The organism is Aeromonas caviae, from assembly GCF_000819785.1.
Taxonomy (GTDB): Bacteria; Pseudomonadota; Gammaproteobacteria; order Enterobacterales; family Aeromonadaceae; genus Aeromonas; species Aeromonas caviae.
The window spans coordinates 81,462-96,445 of record NZ_CDBK01000052.1 but is presented as its reverse complement, the minus strand read 5'-3'; the positions used below and the strand labels follow the sequence as shown (position 1 = coordinate 96,445).

The 14,984-nt window shown below is 62.7% G+C and carries 14 protein-coding genes; 8 read left to right on the top strand and 6 right to left on the bottom strand.

Annotated features, from left to right (window positions below; all coding sequences use genetic code 11):
* Positions 1-127: 127 nt before the first annotated feature.
* A complete protein-coding gene (msrA, locus tag BN1120_RS09165) occupies positions 128-760 on the top strand; it encodes a peptide-methionine (S)-S-oxide reductase MsrA (RefSeq protein ID WP_010674365.1) in 633 nt (210 codons plus the stop codon).
* Between the two features lie 303 nt (positions 761-1,063).
* Here the strand turns inward: msrA and BN1120_RS09160 are convergent, their stop codons facing one another.
* The 3 genes from BN1120_RS09160 to BN1120_RS09150 are packed head-to-tail and all read right to left on the bottom strand — an operon-like array spanning position 1,064 to position 2,314.
* Entirely contained in the window at positions 1,064-1,399 is a 336-nt protein-coding gene (locus BN1120_RS09160) for a DUF3802 family protein (protein ID WP_010674366.1), read from the bottom strand.
* Positions 1,400-1,459: 60 nt separating this feature from the next.
* Positions 1,460-1,939: a GNAT family N-acetyltransferase gene (locus BN1120_RS09155; RefSeq protein WP_042015753.1), complete on the bottom strand. Its 480-nt coding sequence runs from the start codon at positions 1,937-1,939 to the stop codon at positions 1,460-1,462.
* Positions 1,940-1,942: 3 nt separating this feature from the next.
* Positions 1,943-2,314, bottom strand: a complete 372-nt coding sequence (locus BN1120_RS09150) for an MmcQ/YjbR family DNA-binding protein (protein ID WP_039038958.1) — start codon at positions 2,312-2,314, stop codon at positions 1,943-1,945.
* Positions 2,315-2,420: 106 nt separating this feature from the next.
* Here BN1120_RS09150 and BN1120_RS09145 point away from each other — a divergent pair, with 106 nt between their 5' ends.
* A complete protein-coding gene (locus BN1120_RS09145; RefSeq protein WP_010674369.1) occupies positions 2,421-3,215 on the top strand; it encodes an alpha/beta fold hydrolase in 795 nt (264 codons plus the stop codon).
* Between the two features lie 15 nt (positions 3,216-3,230).
* Here the strand turns inward: BN1120_RS09145 and BN1120_RS09140 are convergent, their stop codons facing one another.
* Complete coding sequence (locus BN1120_RS09140; RefSeq protein WP_080767962.1) at positions 3,231-4,208, bottom strand: LysR family transcriptional regulator; 978 nt, start codon at positions 4,206-4,208, stop codon at positions 3,231-3,233.
* A gap of 61 nt (positions 4,209-4,269) precedes the next feature.
* Here BN1120_RS09140 and BN1120_RS09135 point away from each other — a divergent pair, with 61 nt between their 5' ends.
* The 6 genes from BN1120_RS09135 (at position 4,270) to BN1120_RS09110 (ending at position 12,362) form a co-directional block, all read left to right on the top strand.
* The gene (locus tag BN1120_RS09135) at positions 4,270-5,967 is read left to right on the top strand and encodes an L-lactate permease (RefSeq protein ID WP_042015750.1); all 1,698 of its coding nucleotides are present in this window, start codon (positions 4,270-4,272) and stop codon (positions 5,965-5,967) included.
* Positions 5,968-5,979: 12 nt separating this feature from the next.
* Positions 5,980-6,801, top strand: a complete 822-nt coding sequence (locus BN1120_RS09130) for a (Fe-S)-binding protein (protein WP_080767961.1) — start codon at positions 5,980-5,982, stop codon at positions 6,799-6,801.
* On the top strand, positions 6,794-8,230 hold the full coding sequence (locus BN1120_RS09125; protein WP_042015748.1) for a LutB/LldF family L-lactate oxidation iron-sulfur protein: 1,437 nt from the start codon (positions 6,794-6,796) through the stop codon (positions 8,228-8,230). Before BN1120_RS09130 ends, BN1120_RS09125 begins: the two co-directional genes overlap by 8 nt.
* Before the next feature lies 1 nt (position 8,231).
* Positions 8,232-8,876 (top strand): LutC/YkgG family protein, encoded by a 645-nt coding sequence (locus BN1120_RS09120; protein WP_042015747.1) that lies wholly within the window; start codon positions 8,232-8,234, stop codon positions 8,874-8,876.
* On the top strand, positions 8,876-11,668 hold the full coding sequence (locus BN1120_RS09115; RefSeq protein ID WP_042015746.1) for an FAD-binding and (Fe-S)-binding domain-containing protein: 2,793 nt from the start codon (positions 8,876-8,878) through the stop codon (positions 11,666-11,668). The genes BN1120_RS09120 and BN1120_RS09115 overlap by 1 nt, the downstream gene beginning before the upstream one ends.
* Positions 11,669-11,804: 136 nt before the next feature.
* Positions 11,805-12,362, top strand: a complete 558-nt coding sequence (locus tag BN1120_RS09110; protein ID WP_042015744.1) for a hypothetical protein — start codon at positions 11,805-11,807, stop codon at positions 12,360-12,362.
* Positions 12,363-12,619: 257 nt separating this feature from the next.
* On the opposite strand, the gene BN1120_RS20720 is transcribed toward BN1120_RS09110, so the two are convergent.
* The gene (locus tag BN1120_RS20720) at positions 12,620-13,321 is read right to left on the bottom strand and encodes a cold shock domain-containing protein (RefSeq protein ID WP_080767960.1); all 702 of its coding nucleotides are present in this window, start codon (positions 13,319-13,321) and stop codon (positions 12,620-12,622) included.
* 562 nt (positions 13,322-13,883) lie between these two features.
* Positions 13,884-14,924, bottom strand: a complete 1,041-nt coding sequence (locus BN1120_RS09105) for a lipocalin-like domain-containing protein (RefSeq protein WP_042015743.1) — start codon at positions 14,922-14,924, stop codon at positions 13,884-13,886.
* Positions 14,925-14,984 lie beyond the last annotated feature (60 nt).

Below are 14,984 nucleotides of genomic sequence, written 5' to 3'. Positions count from 1 at the left end.
ACGCAGGCGAGGGCGGGAGGGTCGCCCCGGGGGCCGCTCCCTGGTTGATCCGGGCTTATAACCTGATATCTTCGGTGTTCCTTTTCGTCAGCCGCATTGCGCGGGGTTTTATACAAGGACAGGGCATATGGAGCAGATTATTTCACCGGCAGAGGCGCTGCCGGGACGGCGGGAAGCGCTGGAGATTGGCCAGGTGCACGCAGTAAACGGCCACCCGACCCAGGGGCCCTGGCCCGAGGGGATGGAGCTTGCCTGGTTCGGCATGGGCTGTTTCTGGGGTGTGGAGCGTCTGTTCTGGCAGCAGCCCGGGGTCTATTCCACCGCCGCCGGGTATCAGGGGGGGCTGACCCCCAATCCCACCTACAAGGAGGTGTGCAGCGGCCTGACCGGCCACGCCGAGACGGTGCAGGTGGTGTTCGATCCCAAGGTCATCAGCTATGGGGATCTCGTCAAGCTGTTCTGGGAACACCATGATCCGGCCCAGGGGATGCGCCAGGGTGGCGACATCGGCACCCAGTATCGCTCCGTCATCTTCGTCGGGGATGACACCCAGGAGGCGATTGCCCAGCAGAGCCTGGCCGCCTACCAGCAGGCCATGACGGCGAGCGGTGACGGGCGAACCATCACCACCCGCATCCTGCCGCTGGCCCCCTTCTATTACGCCGAGGATTATCACCAGCAATATCTGGAGAAGAATCCCGAGGGGTATTGCGGCCTGGGGGGCATCGGCGTCTGCCTGCCTCCCAGCCTGAATCGCTGAGGCGTCATTGCATACCACGGGGGCCATCAGGCCCCCGTGTCATTGTGATGAAAAATAATTGAAAAAAATGCGTCAGGTGGGGAACTAAACTGAACCCTGGCTGACCAACAGGGTAGCGACCACGGATGGTTGCCAAGACCAGACACATTTTTTTGCCCCGATATTCATTACTCTGACAAGCGCGATGAATTGACAATGCTAGCAAGCAGGGCTGCCCGATGAGGCGGCCCTTTTCATTGGGCGTCCCGCCTCACTCCTCGCCTCATTGCATCTCGTCCCCTTGCCGTCACGGCAGGGGTGGGGTCAGCTGATGGTGCTGTCGAACAGGTTCTTGATGAGGTCGATGAACTCGATGAGGAAGGCTTGCTGGGCTTCGCTGGGGGCGGACAACCAGACGGCGGAGAGCACCTCTTCCAGGTCGGCGACCACGGCATCGGCCTCCTGCATGATCAGGAAGCGCACCTTGGGGTCGAGCTGGGGGTTCTGCTCGCAGATGGCCATCAGGTTGTCGGCCACCCGGCTGCTCACCAGATCCTCGATGGTCTGGGCGCCGCCGCCTTGTTGCTGGCTCTCGAACAGACCCAGACTCTCTACCAGATACTCGATCAGCGCAATGTAACCGTCGCTCTCTACCACCATGATGGCTGCCCTTTCTTCATTGCCTTGGGGAAATGGTGCGTATTTTAGTGGCTGAACCCGTCATGGCAAGCGGCAGTGGAGCCGATGGCGGATAAATTGGACACCGCCGCGCTCCACCGTCTCCAATCCGGTCAGCAGGAAGCCGTGACGCAGGAAGAGGGCGAGGCTGAAGGCGCTCGCCTCCGTGGTGAGGCTGCCAAGCCCCATCTGGCTGGCGGCTGCCAGCACCCGCTCCAGCAGCAGGGTGCCGAGCCCCTGGCGCGGATGATCCGCGCTCACGTAGAGCAGGCTGAGATGACCGTCATCGCTCAGGGTGGCAAAGCCAAGGGGCACATCGTCTTGCTCGATGACCCAGCCATGGTGCTCGCGCAACTGGCTGGCAAGCCCCGGGTGATGGGCGCCCCTGGCCCACTGCTCCACCTGCTCCGGGCTGTAGTGTGCAGGCCCCAGGCGGCGTACCGACTTCTCGAACAGATCCAAAAGCCTTGGTATGTGCGCCTCCTCGAGGGGGACGATGCGAGGAGAAGAAAGAGACGGCATGGGTCAACCCTCCCTGATGGTCGCGCGGGGAGCCTGGGGCCGCTTCGCCCTGGGCAGACCCGCCACCACCCGCTCATAGGAGTGGACTATCCAGCCCTGCCAGAGATCGTCAGACAGGCCTTCACTCAGGGTCACCGTGTTCCAGTGCTGCTTGTTCATGTGCCAGCCCGGTTTCACCTCGGGGTGGATCTCCCGCAGCAGCAGGGCGAGCTCGGGTTCGCACTTCAGGTTGATGGAGAGCGGCTCCGCCTGCCAGTCCACCAGGGCAAACATCTTGCCGGCGATGCGGTAGACCAGGATCTCCGGGCCGAAGGGGGTGTCCTCGGTGGCGCCGGGCTGGCTGAGCAAAAATTCACGCAATTGAACGAGGGTCATGGGGACTCCAGGCTGGTCCGATCATGGTGGAAGCATGTTCACCGGGGTGAGCCTTCTGTTAATATGCGCGCCGAGTATACCCCCCATCACCCCGGGAGCCCATGAGATGTTGTACCACAAGACCTTTGAACTGGGTCCCGATCGGGATTGGGTGGTGTTCGTGCACGGTGCGGGCGGCAGCTCCTCCATCTGGTTCAAGCAGTTGCGGGCCTACCGGGAGCACTTCAACGTGCTGCTGCTGGACCTTCGCGGTCACGGCCAGTCCAACCAGCTGCAGCAGGTGGTAAAGGGGCACTACAGCTTTCGGGCCGTGACCGAGGACATCCTGCGCCTGCTGGATCACCTGCGCATCCCCCACGCCCATTTTGTCGGCATCTCCCTTGGCACCATCCTCATCCGCCACCTGGCGGAGCTTCGCCCCGAGCGGGTCAAGAGCATGGTGCTCGGCGGTGCCATCCTGCGTCTCGACATCCGCTCCCGGGTGCTGGTGCAGCTTGGCCGCCTCGGCCAGCACTTCCTGCCCTACATGTGGCTCTACCGCCTGTTCGCCTTCATCATCATGCCGCGCCAGCACCATCAGGAGTCCCGCAACCTCTTCGTGCGCGAGGCTCGCAAGCTCTGTCAGAAGGAGTTCAAGCGCTGGTTCCGTCTCGCCACCGAGGTGAACCCCCTGATGCGCTACTTTCGTGAGCGGGCCCTGCCCATTCCCACCCTCTACGTGATGGGGGAGGAGGATCACATGTTCCTCGCCCCGGTGCGTGAGCAGGTGGCCCGCGACCCTTACAGCCGCCTCGAAATCATCGAAAAGTGCGGCCATGTCTGCAACGTGGAGCAGCCGGATCACTTCAACCGCCAGTCCCTGGCGTTTCTCTCCCGTCAGGCGGCGTCATCCGCCCTCTGAGGCCCGACAAGGGCCTCAGATGAAGTAGTGGCCAATCTCCAGATAGCGCTGGCGGATGTGCTCGATGAGCAGCCTTATCTTGCGCGGCGGCTGGCGGGTGAAGGGGTAGACGGCGTAGATGCCGAGCTTCTTGCCCACCTGATCGGGGAAGAGATCCACCAGCTCGCCGTTCATCAGATCGTGATAGACCAGACAGCGTGGCACATAGACGATGCCGCGCCCCCCCAGCGCCGCCTTGCGCAGGGCGCCGGCGTTGTCGGTTGAAAAGCTCCCCGACACCGACACCAGATAGTTGCCCTCTTCCCCCTTGAAGGCCCACTCCGAGGCCCCCGTGCTCTGGTAGGCGTAGCGCAGGCAGTTGTGGGTGAGCAAGTCTGATGGCTCCCGCGGCGCCCCGAAGCGGCGCACATAGGCGGGGGCGGCGCAGATGACCCACTGGGAGTCGAGAATGTGGCGGGCAATCAGGCTCGAGTCATCCAGATAGCCGGTGCGAATGACCAGGTCGAACCCCTCTTCCACCAGGTTGACGAAGCGGTTGTCCAGGGACATCTCCACCGTGAGCCCCGGGTGCTGCTGGCAAAAATCGGCCACCGCATCGGCGAGCAAGAGCTCGCCGGAGATGGTGGGCACCGACATCCGCACATGGCCGCTCACCTTTTCACCAAATCCCGCCACCGCGTCGAAGGCGTCCAGTGCGGCGGCCTTCACATTTTTGGCACCTTGATAGAGCGCCTTGCCCGCCTCGCTCAGGGTGAGCCGGCGGGTGGTGCGATAGAGGAGCTGGACCCCGAGCTCCTCCTCAAGACGCCCGATCCGCTTGCTAACCACTGAATTTGTCAGGGAATTTTGTTCAGCCACCTTGCTGAAGGAGCCTGCCTCCACCACCTGGGCGAAGAGGATGAGGTCGTCGGTACTGGCCATATTGATCAACTTTTGGAACGAATGTTGTTCATTATTTCCATATATCGCGAAAAAGGAACAGGGTAAGGTCACGTCCGCTTAACAAAACAACAACAAGGTGCGCCTCTGCACCCCTCTGGACAAGGACGCAATGATGACAGACACCCTGCTGGCCCTGGTGGCCTTCTCGCCGATCCTGGTGGCCGCCGTGCTGCTGGTCGGCCTCAACTGGCCCGCCAAGCGCGCCATGCCCGTCGCCTTCCTGTTGACCGTGTTCATCGCCCTCTGGGGCTGGCAGATGAGCCCGACCCGGGTCATCGCCTCCACCCTGCAGGGGCTGGTGATCACGGTGACCGTGCTCTGGATCGTGTTCGGCGCCATCCTGATGCTCAACACCCTCAAACACACCGGTGCCATCACCGCCATTCGCGGCGGTTTCACCAACATCTCGCCGGACAGGCGCATCCAGGCCATCATCATCGCCTGGTGCTTCGGCGCCTTTATCGAAGGGGCCTCGGGCTTTGGCACTCCGGCCGCCATCGCCGCGCCGCTGCTGGTGGCCATCGGCTTTCCGGCGCTGGCCGCCGTGCTGCTCGGCATGATGATCCAGTCCACCCCGGTGTCGTTCGGCGCGGTGGGCACCCCCATCCTGGTGGGTATCAACAAGGGGCTGGATAACCAGGCCATCGGCCAGACCCTGAGCGCCGGTGGCAGCAGCTGGGACATCTACCTGCAACAGGTGACCACCAACGTGGCCCTCATTCACGCCACCGTCGGCACCCTGATGCCGGTGCTGATGGTGATGATGCTGACCCGCTTCTTCGGCCGCAACCGCAGCTGGACAGAGGGGCTCTCCATCCTGCCGTTTGCGATTTTCGCCGGGCTCGCCTTCACCGTCCCCTATGCCCTCACCGGCATGCTGCTCGGCCCCGAGTTCCCGTCCCTCATCGGCGGCCTGGTGGGGCTGGCCCTGGTGGTGACGGCGGCGCGAGCCGGTTTTCTGGTGCCCAAGAACTCCTGGGATTTCTCCCCCGAGAACGAGTGGCCCGCCGAGTGGCTGGGCTCCTTGAAGCTCGATCTCAAAGAGGCCGCCGGCCGCCCCATGTCGCTCATGCTGGCCTGGTTTCCCTATGTGGCGCTGGCGCTCCTGCTGGTGGCGAGCCGGGTGAGCCCGGAGTTCAAGGCGAGCCTCCTGTCGGTGAGCCTCGCCTTCACGGACCTTTTGGGGGAGAAGGGGGTCAGCGCCTCCATTGAGCCGCTCTACCTGCCGGGGGGCCTGCTGGTGCTCTGCGCCCTGCTCGCCACTCTCATTCAGGCCCGCGCCCTTGCCCCCCTCGGCCGCGCCGTGAGCGAGTCCAGCCGTACCCTGATCGGCGCCGGCTTCGTGCTGATTTTCACCGTGCCCATGGTGCGCATCTTCATCAACTCCGGGGTCAACGGGGCGGATCTCGCCAGCATGCCGGTGACCACCGCCAACTTTGCCGCCGGGCTGGTGGGGGAGTTCTTCCCGGCCCTCAGCGCCACCATCGGCGCGCTGGGGGCCTTCATCGCCGGATCCAACACGGTATCGAACATGATGTTTAGCCAGTTCCAGTTCGAAGTGGCCCAGACCCTGGGGGTCTCCACCGCCGCCATGCTGGCCCTGCAGGCAGTCGGTGCGGCGGCCGGCAACATGATCGCCATTCACAACGTGGTGGCGGCCTCGGCCACCGTGGGGCTGCTCGGTCGTGAGGGGGCGACGCTGCGCAAGACCGCGCTGCCGACCCTCTACTACCTGCTGGTCACCGGCCTTATCGGGCTGGCGCTCATGTACAGCTTCCACATCTCGGACGCACTGCTGCAGCTCAAGTAAGGAGAGCAAGTGATGAAGGTAATGCGGGTCTACCCGGCCAAGCCGGCCGATGTCTATCTCTACGCCACCTGTCTGGTGGACCTGTTCGACCCGGTGGCGGGGCTCGATGCCATCGCCCTGATCGAGCGGGAAGGGATAAGGGTGCACTTTGTCGAGAAACAGACCTGCTGCGGGCAGCCGGCCTACACCTCGGGTCACGAGGAGGAGGCGCGCAAGGTGGCGCAAAGCCAGATGGCGCTCTTCCCCGAGCCCTGGCCGGTGGTGGTGCTGTCGGGCTCCTGCGGGGGCATGATGCATCACCACTACCGCCGCCTCTTTCCCGAGAGCCCCGAGGTGGCCGATTTTTGCGATCGGGTGTTCGAGCTCACCGAGTTTCTGGCCCGGATCTGCCGGGTGCGCTGGCACGGGGTGGGGGAGGCGAGCATCGTCATGCACACCTCCTGCTCGGCCCGGCGCGAGATGCAGGTACACACCACGGCCCGCAGCCTGCTGGGGCAGCTGGGTGGCGTCACCTTGCACGAGCAGGCCTACGAGAGCGAGTGCTGCGGCTTTGGCGGCACCTTCTCGGTGCGCCACCCCCACATCAGCCAGGCCATGGTGGAGGACAAGACCCGCCACCTGCTGGCCACCGGCGCCGACACCCTGGTGAGCGCGGACTGGGGGTGCCTCTTGAACATCAAGGGATCCCTGGCCTATCAGGGCAGGATCTTGCCTGCCACCCACCTGGCGAGCTTCCTGCTCGCCCACAGCCGCCCCGACAGTGACGAAATAGCTCATAACGGCGCCGCTGTTAGCGATTTAGCTCATACCAAAGAGGCCCAGCCCCATGTCTGATCACGCCAAGTATTCGCCGCGCCGCTTCCATCCCCAGGCCGAGGCGGCCCTGGCCGACCCGGTGCTGCGCCAGAATTTTCGCGGCGCCATGGATTACCTGCGCGCCAAGCGCCGGGATGCCTTCGCCGACCCGCAGGAAGAAGCGGCGGTGCGCGATGCGGCGGAGCAAATTCGCCAGCGCTGTCTCTCGCGTCTGCCGGACCTGCTGGAGCAGCTCGAAGCCAACTGCGAGCGCAACGGCATCCGGGTGCACTGGGCCCAGACGCCGGACGAGGCCAACGCCATCATCCTTCGCATCGCCCAGCAACACGGGGTGAGCAGCATCGTCAAGGGCAAGTCCATGGTGAGCGAGGAGGTGGGCTTCAACCACGAGATGGCGCGCCACGGCATCCGCTGCCTTGAAAGCGACATGGGGGAGTTTATCGTCCAGCTCGACGGCGACACCCCGTCCCACATCATCATGCCCGCCATCCACAAGAACAAGCAGGAGGTGAGCGACACCTTCGCAAGTAACCTGGAAGGCTTCACCCCCACCACGGATGTGGACGCCCTGATCCAGACCGGGCGGCGAGCCCTGCGCGAAGAGTTTCGCCGCGCCGGCATGGGGCTCTCCGGCGTCAACTTCGCGGTGGCCGAGACCGGCAGCCTGTGCCTCGTCGAGAACGAGGGCAACGGGCGCATGTGCACCACTGTGCCCAAGGTCCACGTGGCCATCACCGGCATCGAGAAGGTGGTGGAGTGCTTATCCGACGTGCCGCCCCTTTACAGCGCCCTGACCCGCTCGGCCACCGGACAGGCCATCACCACCTACTTCAACGTCATCAGCGGCCCGCGCCGGGCAGGGGAGCTGGACGGCCCGGACGAGGTGCACCTGGTGCTGCTCGACAACGGCCGCAGCCAGGCTTACCGGGACGAAGAGCTGCGCAAGACCTTGCAGTGCATCCGCTGCGGCGCCTGCATGAACCACTGCCCGGTCTACACCCGCATCGGCGGCCACGCCTACGGCACCATCTACCCGGGCCCCATCGGCAAAATCATCTCCCCCCACCTGCTGGGGCTGGAGAGCACGAGCGATCTGGTGACCGCATCGAGCCTGTGCGGTGCCTGCGGCGAGGTGTGCCCGGTGCGCATCCCCATTCCCGACCTGTTGCAGCGCCTGCGTCGGGAGGCCAAGCACGACGCCCAGCCCGGCCACGAACCGCTGGCGGGGCAAGGGGCGGCCAGGAGCCGGCTCGAAACCCTCGCCATGCAGGGCTTTGCCTTTGCCGCCACCCACCCGCGCCTCTACCACGCCGCGACCGGGGTGGCCGGTCGCCTGCGGGGCTTGATGCCCAAACACCTGGGCCCCTGGACCCAGTGCCGCGAAGCCCCCAAACCCGCCCCCCAGAGCCTGCACGCCCTGCTGCGCCAGAAGAAGAAGGAGTCCTGAGATGTCGAGCAAAGAGGCCATATTAAGCCGCCTGCGCGGCGCCGCCACCCCCATGGCCCACGCCCCCCATGGCTGGCAGCCCTGGCGCGGGGAGGATGATCAGGCGCGGCGTGAGCGCTTTGTTGCCGGGATCAGCGCCAGCCACGCCGAGATCCTCACAGTCCAACAGGCAACCCTGGCCCGGGATCTGACCGCCTGGCTGGATGAAGAGGGTGTGACGAGTCTGGCCTGTGGCCAGGGCGGCCGCTGGCAGGAGGCGGTCGCGGCCGCCTGCGCCGGGCGATCTGTGCTGACCCCCGCAGGCGAGTTCGCGAGCTGGAAGGACGATCTGTTCGACGTCTGTCAGGCGGGTATTACCCACTGCGCGGGCGCCATCGCCGACACCGGCACGCTCGTATTGCTGCCGGATAACGGTGAGCCGCGCACCTTGTCCCTGGTGCCCCCCTGCCATATCGCCCTGCTGGCGGCTTCCACCATAACCGACAACCTGGCGGGGCTGGTGGCGGCCGGGCGCTGGCAGCAGGCCATGCCCACCAATCTGTTGCTGGTCTCCGGCCCCTCCAAGACCGCCGACATCCAGCAGACCCTGGCCTACGGCGCCCACGGCCCGAGCCGCCTGTTGGTAGTGCTGGTGGAGGATTGCTGATGCGCTGGAATGAATTTGACGCCGCCGTGCTCTCGCGCATTGCGCCGGAGCGGCTGGTGAGCGACCCGGATCTTCGGCTGGCCCACGGCACGGACGCCAGCTTCTACCGCCTGGTGCCCGAGCGCATCGTGCGCCTCGACTCTTTGGATGAAGTGCGCTTCGTGCTGTCGGTGTGCCGCGAATTGGGCCTGCCGTGCACCTTTCGCGCCGCCGGTACCAGCCTCTCGGGCCAGGCCCTGAGCGATTCGGTGCTCATCACCCTGACCGACAGCTGGCGCGGCCACCGCATTCTGGACAATGGCGCGCGCATCGCCCTGCAACCCGGGGTGATCGGCGCCGATGCCAACCGCTATCTGGCCCCTCTGGGGCGCAAGATTGGGCCGGATCCCGCCTCCATCAACGCCTGCAAGCTCGGTGGCATCGCCGCCAACAACGCGAGCGGCATGTGCTGCGGCACCGCCCATAACAGCTATCACACCCTGCACGCCATGACCCTGCTGCTGGCCGATGGCACCGTGCTGGAGAGTGGCGATCCCCAGAGCCGCGCCGCCTTGGCGGCTGTGCGCCCGGAGCTGCTCACGGGGCTTGCCGCCCTGCGCGCCGAGGTGCTGGCGAACGCCGAGCTTGCCGCCAAGATCCGCCACAAGTACCGGCTCAAGAACACCACCGGCTACGCCATCAATGCCCTGCTCGACCATGAGGATCCCGTCGATATCCTCACCCACCTGATGATCGGCTCGGAGGGAACCCTCGGCTTTATCGCCGAGGTGGTGCTCGATACCGTGCCCGAATACCCCCACAAGGCCTCGGCCCTGCTGGTGTTCCGGGACGCAGAGCAGGCGTGTCTGGCCACCTCGCGCCTGAAAAGTGCGCCGGTGGCGGCGGTGGAGCTGATGGATGGGCGATCCCTGCGCTCGGTGGCGGGCAAACCCGGCCTGCCGGACTTTATCAAGACGCTGGATCTGGCCGCCTGCGCCCTGCTTGTGGAGGTGCATGGGGAATCGAAAGAGGAGTTGGTGGATCGCTGCGAGCAGGTGACGGCCATGGCGGCCGAGTTCGCTCAGGTCGCCTCGGTGCCTTTTACCGTCGACAGCGCCGGCCTCTGGGCCATTCGCAAGGGGCTCTTCCCGGCGGTGGGGGCGGTGCGCACCACAGGCACCACCGTCATCATCGAGGATGTCGCCTTTCCCATCGAACGTCTGGCGGAAGGGGTGGCGGGGCTGCAAGCCCTGTTCGATCGCTTCGAATACGGTGAAGCCATCATCTTCGGCCACGCGCTGGAGGGGAACCTGCACTTCGTCTTTACCCAGGGGTTCGACGATCCGGCCCAGGTGGCCCGCTACGGCGCCTTTATGGATGCGGTGGCGGAGCTGGTCGCCGTGCGCTTTGGCGGGTCCCTCAAGGCCGAGCATGGCACCGGCCGCAACATGGCCCCCTATGTGGAGCTGGAATGGGGGCCGGAGGGGATGGCGCTGATGCGGCGCATCAAGGCGCTGCTGGACCCCGACGGCCTGCTCAATCCCGGCGTCATCATCAACGACGACCCCAAGGCCCACCTGGCCCACCTCAAGCCCATGCCGGCGAGCGATGCCATCGTGGATCCGTGCATCGAGTGCGGCTTCTGCGAGGCGGTCTGCCCCTCGCGCACCCTGTCGCTCTCGCCGCGCCAGCGCATCGTGCTCTATCGCGAACTGGCCCGCCGCAATCGTGCCGATGAGCCCTCCAACCAGCTGGCCCGGCTGTTTGACTATCAGGGCATCGACACCTGCGCCGCGACCGGGTTGTGCGCCGATCGCTGCCCGGTGGGCATCAACACTGGCAGCCTGATCAAGAAGCTGCGCACTGACAAGTACCAGCGCTTCGTGCCCATCGCCCGCTGGAGCGCCGATCATTTCGCCGGCGTTACCCGCACGGCCCGTGGGGCCCTCGGCCTCAAAGCCATTGCCGGCAAGCTGCTGGGAGACAAGGCGCTGGCAGGATTGGTGAACGGGGTTCGCCATCTGAGCGGCCAGCGCACGCCCGCCTGGCTGCCGACCCTGCCGGGGCCGAGCCGCTACCGGTGGCCGCAAGGGGAGGGGAGCCATGGCGGATCCAGCGAGCGCACTGTGGTCTATCTGCCGTCGTGTGCCAGCCGGGTGTTCGGCCAGCAGGAGGAGGCCCCGTCACTGCCGGATGTGGTGCAATCCTTGCTCAATAAAGCGGGCTGCCGGGTCATCGTGCCGGCGAGAGTTGAGGGGCTCTGCTGCGGCATGCCCTATGACAGCAAGGGGATGAGCGAGGTAGCGGAAGCCAAGCGCAGTGAGCTGGCCGAGGCCCTGTGGCAGGCAAGCGAACAGGGGCGCTGGCCCGTGCTGCTCGACACCAGCCCCTGCGTGCAGCGGTTGCTCTCGGGGGCGCTCGGCAAGGGCCTTCGGGTGTTCGAGCCCTCTGCCTTTGTGCTGGAACACCTGCTGCCCCACCTTGAGCTGACCCCCATCGATGAGACCGTCATGCTCCATATCACCTGCAGCAGCCGGCGCATGGGGCTGGGGGATAAGATGCTGGCGGTGGCCCGCGCCTGTGCCCGCGAGGTGATAGTCCCTGAGCATATCCAGTGCTGCGGCTTTGCCGGTGACAAAGGGTTGATGACCCCGGAGCTCAACGCCGCGGCGCTTGCCAGCCTGCCCGCCCAGGTGCCCAGGGATTGCCGTCAGGGATTCAGCAACAGCCGCACCTGTGAAATGGGGCTCAGCCAGCACGCTGGCATTCCCTATCACAGCATCCTCTATCTGGTGGATCAGGCGGCGAAATAGGGAAACAAAAAACGGCAGGATAACTATCCTGCCGTTTTCAATGGGGTGAACAAGGTGGCTTAAAAACGGGACTTGTCTGGTGCTACGTGCTATGAAAGGGGCCGATGCTGATACGAACGATGGCAAGGAAGGATTGATGACGCCGCTAAACCACTATCTGCCTGCCTATCACTTCTGTGAAGAGCACGCTCGCGATATTGCCGCCGACCCGCACACCGTCATCCAGGCGGCGGCCAACTATCGACCGGAAGCGGATCCGGCCTTTCGCCACCTGATCGGCTTGCGGGAAGTGCCGATGCGCCTTGGGCATCTTCTTGGCCGCCAACAGAGCGCCAGCCCGCCTCCCTTTGGCTTGGACAGATTCGTGCCGCTCGACAGCCAGGACGACAACACGCTGCTCTACGGCCTTGTCGGCCGGTTCTGGCGGCCGGACTTTGGTCTGGTGACCATGGCGGACAGTCAGGCGTATCTGGACTTTGCGGCGCCAGGCGTCGCCAAGCTCGCCCTGGGGTTTTCGGCCAGCCGCCAGCCAAACGGCACCACCCGGTTGATCACCCAGACAAGGGTGTTCTGCCCGGATCTGGCCTGCCGCCTCAAATTCGCACCTTACTGGTATCTGATCCGCCCCGTCAGCGGCCTGATCCGGCGCCGGATACTGGGCGCCATCAAGGCAGAGAGTGAAAGAGGGTTGTAAGGCCATGCCGGAGTGTTCACCTGTACTTTCACTTTTTGGCACAAACAGAAGATGAGGGATTAATGACGTCTGAGTTCCCCATTGCCGTGCTTGTAGCCATGGAATACGGCCGCACCTGCGAAATGAGGTGGTAACAGTATTCCCTATCACAGTATCCTCATCTGGTTGATCAAGTGGTGAGATAAAGAAGTAGGTGCAAGAGACGGGATTTTATCTGGCCATTAACTGCTTCACGACAAGTTCCCATTAAGTAATGTTCAACTCAGCCAAGATGCGATAGACACTAACCCTACTGGAATAACGATCATCATTACTAGAACACCAAGGCAGCCGCTACCCCGGTTTGATGATGAGTGGAAATCATTATTTGTTGTTTCTCGGTTACTCAACCATTCAGTATGGCAATTTGAGCAATAGAGTTTCATTGTTCCCGTATTCCAAGCGCGAATGGTGCGATTGTCAAACGGGGCATTGCAGCGACAACGAGAACAGGTAAAGAATTTTTTTGAAGGTTTTTTGGGACGACTGAAGAGAGCAAGTAATATCATTGCAAACAATGCAATAGGAAGTGATATCGCAAGGTCTTTTTCTTTATAATATTTAAAGCCAGTAAAAGTTATCAAAACTATAGCCAAGATTAAAAAAACATAATCCAGAGGTGTTTTTCTGACAGGTTCAAGTATGATTTTTTTATCACTTGGCCCTCCCTTAGAACGAGAGCTTTGTTTGGAAGGTTGTTTGATAGGACGAAGAGTCCAACCTTCATAGTAAACTTCTGTCGCTCTCACCCGTCGCTGACTATCGGTGTCAGTCTCAAACAACACCTCGTCATTAATCTGTGGCCTTCTGTCATTAGGGTTCACAGCAGAGATATGGAAGAATATTTTTTCTGAACCATCCTCTGGCGTAATAAAACCAAAGCCCTTGCCATCATTCCATTGAGTAACTTTCCCTTTCATTTTCTTCCTTGGGTATCAAATGTTGAATTGACTGTGTTAATGAACAAGGGATTGACAAACAAAATGATTTTTTATTCTTGTATCCCTAGGTGCTTTCTACATAGAGGAGGATCTCACTGAGATTGTCATGTCGTATAACACACTCAATCTCGATTTTATAAACCCTGCCTAACTATAAAGCAATGGTGTTTACTGGTATCCAGTTATATTTCATTACTCACTAAATCACACGACTACCGCACGGAATATAGCCTCCATTGTGCTGTGGTTAACTGATTGAGGATGTACGAACCGTAGTCGCTCCCTGGCTGCCTTTAGGGCTATGAGGGACGCATAAACAGGGTACCAAGTACAGCAGCATATGTTGAGCAAAATGTTTTACTTTGGGTGTGGGTTGGTGAGTATTTTTGATGGGGATCAGAAATTGGATAGGGCAGGATATTGGGTGCTGGCTGTTATTGGGAAGTTGCCTCAGAACCAAACCGTAGAGATGGTAATGGGGCGTAGACTTCGCCCCGCAACACACAAAGAGACGCAGCGAGAAATGAGGCAGGCCTTGGGTTCAATACCCCGTCATCTCCAGATAGCCAACACCTTTTGCATCCCCCGAGACGGACACCGCCCCTTCCCAGTAGTCGAAGCGTCCCGTCATGGCCTGATTGGCTTGGCGGGCACGGATCGTCAGGTTCAACTCGGCGGCTTCCAGCTGCCACTCGATGGGGTAGGCTTGCCCCTTGGGGCCGCGCCAGGTCTTGCCGGGGGTGAGACGGATCTGCGCAGGATCCAGCACCCGGCTGCTGCCGTCCCGTTCGATCAGGATGCCGTAGCGGTTTTCCGGCTCGGTGCGCCCTGCCTTGGTGCGCAGGCGAAACAGCATCAGCTCGCGGCCATCGTCAAACTGCAGCGAAAACCAGTCCCAGCCCGATTGCCACTCGGCCAATACCGAGCTGCTCCACTCGTGATCAAACCACCCCTCACCGCTGACGTGGCGGGTCTCCCCATCCAGGGTCAAAGTGCCGCTGATGGTCAGGCGCGGGTAGGAGTAGTAGAAGGAGGCGTTGCCCGGGCTCTTCTCGCTGTAACCCGCTTTGCCTTGTAGTACTGCGGGCTTGGCGGCGCTCACCTTCACATCAAGATCCCCCGCCTTGCTCTGCACCTTGAGGGTGGCGGGAAAGAGCGCTTCTCCTTGAGAGGCCAAGACCCACTCTTTCAGCCAATACTTACCGCCGCTGGCACCGGCGAGCCCCGGCCCCTGGCGGCTGGTGCGCTCGTCCTGCTGGTGGCTGCCTTTGCTCACATCCGTGATGGCGAACTGGGCCAACCAGAGTTGAGGGGTGAGCCAGGGGTTCTCCGAGGTGATCCCCTGCTCGATGCCTTGGCGAAACAGGGTCCACTGCATGCCGTAGCCGCGCCCTTGCTCGTCTTTCAGGTTGCCGGTGATATACCACCACTCGGAGCGGTAGTCGGGGTGGGCAGCGTGATCCGTGGGCAGGTTGATGGACTGGCCCGGCAGAGCCTTTTTGAAGTGATTGCTACCGCCACCCAGGATGCTCCCCAGATCGCTGGCCTGCGCGTGGCCGCTTATGGCAATAAGCGGGATCAAGAGGGCTGCAAGCCACAGGGACCGTAAAGAGGACAAGATTCCCCTCACCCTGGCCCTCTC

Bases quoted from the DNA above. Each gene is read 5' to 3' on its own strand.
- msrA (WP_010674365.1), top strand. From the start codon at position 128: ATGGAGCAGATTATTTCACCGGCAGAGGCGCTGCCGGGACGGCGGGAA.
- BN1120_RS09160 (WP_010674366.1), bottom strand. From the start codon at position 1,399: ATGGTGGTAGAGAGCGACGGTTACATTGCGCTGATCGAGTATCTGGTA.
- BN1120_RS09155 (WP_042015753.1), bottom strand. From the start codon at position 1,939: ATGCCGTCTCTTTCTTCTCCTCGCATCGTCCCCCTCGAGGAGGCGCAC.
- BN1120_RS09150 (WP_039038958.1), bottom strand. From the start codon at position 2,314: ATGACCCTCGTTCAATTGCGTGAATTTTTGCTCAGCCAGCCCGGCGCC.
- BN1120_RS09145 (WP_010674369.1), top strand. From the start codon at position 2,421: ATGTTGTACCACAAGACCTTTGAACTGGGTCCCGATCGGGATTGGGTG.
- BN1120_RS09135 (WP_042015750.1), top strand. From the start codon at position 4,270: ATGACAGACACCCTGCTGGCCCTGGTGGCCTTCTCGCCGATCCTGGTG.
- BN1120_RS09130 (WP_080767961.1), top strand. From the start codon at position 5,980: ATGAAGGTAATGCGGGTCTACCCGGCCAAGCCGGCCGATGTCTATCTC.
- BN1120_RS09125 (WP_042015748.1), top strand. From the start codon at position 6,794: ATGTCTGATCACGCCAAGTATTCGCCGCGCCGCTTCCATCCCCAGGCC.
- BN1120_RS09120 (WP_042015747.1), top strand. From the start codon at position 8,232: ATGTCGAGCAAAGAGGCCATATTAAGCCGCCTGCGCGGCGCCGCCACC.
- BN1120_RS09115 (WP_042015746.1), top strand. From the start codon at position 8,876: ATGCGCTGGAATGAATTTGACGCCGCCGTGCTCTCGCGCATTGCGCCG.
- BN1120_RS09110 (WP_042015744.1), top strand. From the start codon at position 11,805: ATGACGCCGCTAAACCACTATCTGCCTGCCTATCACTTCTGTGAAGAG.
- BN1120_RS20720 (WP_080767960.1), bottom strand. From the start codon at position 13,321: ATGAAAGGGAAAGTTACTCAATGGAATGATGGCAAGGGCTTTGGTTTT.